General features: G+C 65.3%; 2 protein-coding genes. Both read left to right on the top strand.

The window, feature by feature from the left end; translation table 11 throughout:
• Positions 1 to 212 precede the first annotated feature (212 nt).
• Positions 213 to 971, top strand: coding sequence for a T9SS type A sorting domain-containing protein (locus GF405_03035; protein ID MBD3367136.1), 759 nt, complete (start codon positions 213 to 215; stop codon positions 969 to 971).
• Positions 972 to 997: 26 nt separating this feature from the next.
• Positions 998 to 3,157, top strand: coding sequence for a hypothetical protein (locus GF405_03030; protein MBD3367135.1), 2,160 nt, complete (start codon positions 998 to 1,000; stop codon positions 3,155 to 3,157).
• Positions 3,158 to 3,228 lie beyond the last annotated feature (71 nt).

Here is a 3,228-nt window from a genome sequence, read left to right as displayed (position 1 = left end):
AGGAGCGCCATCATCAGGCGGCGGTGCATGGGAGTCTTCCTTTCGGCGGGGGCGCCGCTCAGATACGGAATGCCGTACCCCGCGGAACACGCGTCGCTGAGGCCCGGGACTTCGTTCGTTTGTCGAACATAGTATACCACCGGACTTCCTCCTGGTCAAGATGGGCGTCGCTGGACAATCGAGGATGTGCCCGAGTGAAGTGACACAACACGATGGACACTGCCGCCTCGGGCACATCTGAGAAAACGGTGTTGGCAAGGCCGGGTTCACGGCGCGCACATCTGTCATGTGCGGAATCCCCTTTCTATGGCGCAAGGTCCTTGCATGACTCGTACTCACTCTGCTATCCTGGACAATGGATGAGTTCTGCCAGGAGCTCAACCGCTCGCCATACCTGTGCGCCACGGCTTGCCTTCCTTAACGGCGCGTCACGAGCGAAGAGGAGGAACACCATGAAGCTTGCTGCGTGGTCGCTCGCCGCCGCGCTGGTCCTGCTGCTGTGCGCGCTGTCCGCCAGCGCCCAGTACGACATGGACCAGCAGGTGCTCGGTTCAGGCGGAACCGACGCCTCCGGCGGGAGCTACGAGATGAAGGGCACGGTCGGACAGCCGCTCATCGGCGAGACGTCCGGCGGTTCCTACGAGAACGGGATCGGCTTCTGGTACATGCCGGGATGGCTTCTGACGGGAGTCGAGGAGAGCGGGAGCCTCAAGACCCTCTTCGGCCAGAATGTCCCGAATCCCTTCAACCCGGTGACGGTCATAGGCTACGCCGTAGCGCAGCCGACCCACGTCACGATCATCGTCTACGACGTCACCGGACGCGAGGTGACGCGGCTCGTGGACGAGGACGTCGCGCCGGGGCGCTACAAAGCGACGTTCGACGCGCGCGGCCTGGCGTCAGGTATCTACTTCGCCCGCATGACGGCCGGTGGGTTCACTGAAACGCGCAAGCTGGTTCTTCTCAAGTAGCCGGAATGCCGGCGGGGAGTTCTATCATGAAGGTGACAGCTTTTCTCTGTGTGCTCGTTGTGTTCCTGGTCGCCAGCGTCGGGAGCGCCGACATCTCACCCTACATGAGCTACCAGGGCGTGCTGCGCGACGCGAGCGGGAATCCCGTCCCGGACGGGGATTACAGCGTATCGTTCTCGATCTACGACGCTGAATCCGGCGGCAGTGCTCTCTGGCGCGAGACCCAGACGCTGACGGCCGAGGACGGGATCATCAACGCGACGCTCGGTACCGAGACGTCGCTGACCGGCCTGGCGTTCGACCTGCCGTATTGGCTGGGCATCTCCGTCGAAGGCGAGACCGAGCTCGTTCCCAGGACCGAGCTGACGACGGTTCCCTACGCGGCGCACGCCGGCGTGGCCGACGTGGCGCTCGCGAGCGATGAGGACTGGCAGTTTGACGGCGAGATCATCTACCGCGAGACGGGCATGGTCGCGATAAGACACGACGCGCCGAGCGCTCCGCTCGATGTCGTGGCCGAAGACGAGGTAGCGGCCGAGTTCGAGAACAGCTCGGCGGGCCCCGGTTTCACCATCTCGTCGGTCAACAACTCGGGAACGGCCGGAGGGTTCTTCTCCGGCGTCAGTCCCGGGTCGTATCCGGGGACTCCCGCGGCCGTTTATGGACGAGGCGGCGCCAGTGCGCGAGGGGGCCACTTCACGTCCGATGGCGACGTTGGTCTGTTCGCGGAGTGCCAGTCGGGACGGGCGATCATGGGCTACTCGTCGCTCGGTCACTCCGGGTACTTCTCGGGCGGCGGGCTCGGCGTCTACGTCGACGATCAGCTCGAGACGAACGGCTTCCGCATGGCCACGGGGGCGTCCTACGGGTACGTACTGACCTCCGACGGAAGCGGCGTCGGCACATGGCAGGCCGCGGCCGCCGTACCGGACGGGGACTGGACGGTCGCGGCGGACGACATCTACCTGACTCCTTCGGGGCGCGTGGGAATCGGTCTGTCCCTGCCGACCGCAAAGCTCGAGGTCTACAATGATACGAACGAAGAGGCCCTCGAGGTGAAGTATGGAGGTACCACAGCGGGGCGGGCTGTGAACATGGAGATGACCTCCACGCCCATCTCCGGATCCGATCTTCTGCAGCTCAAGGTGCCGGTGGACGCGCCTGACGACTGTCAGCTCCTCGAGGGCCAGCGCGGCGCGGCCGTCAACTTCGCCGTCGATGCCGACGGCTTTGTCTCGTCGGCCGGTGGAGGCGCATTCAGTGATGCCCTGACCGTCGAGAGCGACCAGGCCGAGGTGGGCAAGTTCACGGCGACCGACCCACACTTGGGGACGCGCGCTCTGAGCGGTGTTGTGTCCGGAAGCGGGTTCGATGGGACAGGCGTCTACGGCTACAGCGTCCTTGGGGACGGCTACGGCGTGGGGGGTTCCTTCGAAGGCGGCGCCACTGGGGTCGTGGGGTTAGCCTCGCCTCAGGCGAGGGACGAGACCTTTCACGGTGTCTATGGCCAAGCGGCCGGCGGCGTCGGCCACAACATTGGTACCGCAGGCATCGCGTATGACGGGCTGGTTAACTACGGGGTCTACGGCGTGGTATACTTCAGCAGCTCGCCTACGGATTACGCTGGCTACTTCGCTGGCGACGTGGAAATCACCGGGACCCTGACGGGCGGTAAGGCCGGTATGAAGATCGACCATCCGCAGGACCCTGCAGGCAGCTACCTCGAGCATGCCTATGTGGGCAGCGACGAGCTGCTGAACGTCTACAGCGGGAACGTGACGCTCGACGCCAACGGAGAGGCCACCGTTGAGCTTCCCGACTGGTTCGAGGCCCTGAACGGCGACATCCGCTATCAGCTCACGGCCATCGGCGCGCCGGGACCGAGCCTCTACATCGCGAGGAAGGTCGCGAACGGCGCATTTCGCATCGCGGGCGGGGAGCCCGCGAGCGAGGTCTCGTGGCAGGTCACCGGTGTTCGCCGCGACCTGTACGCGGAGGAGGTCGGATTCGAGGCCGAGCAGTCGAAGCCGTCCCACGAGTCAGGCAAGTACATGCACCCCGAGGTCCGGGGGATGCCTCGATCCGAGGGGATCGGATACGTGGAACCGCCGAACGGCGAGAGCGGCGCCTCCGGACCCGCGCGGGAGGCGAGACCGCGCCGCAACAGGGCCGACGGCGACGAGTAGAGGTCCACACAGCGGGATACGAAGGCCCCCGGTCGAAATCCGGCCGGGGGCCTTTTCAATGTCGGGATGGT

Source organism: Candidatus Effluviviaceae Genus V sp. (genome assembly GCA_014728125.1).
GTDB lineage: Bacteria > Joyebacterota > Joyebacteria > Joyebacterales > Joyebacteraceae > WJMD01.
This window is presented reverse-complemented; position numbering and strand designations above follow the sequence as displayed.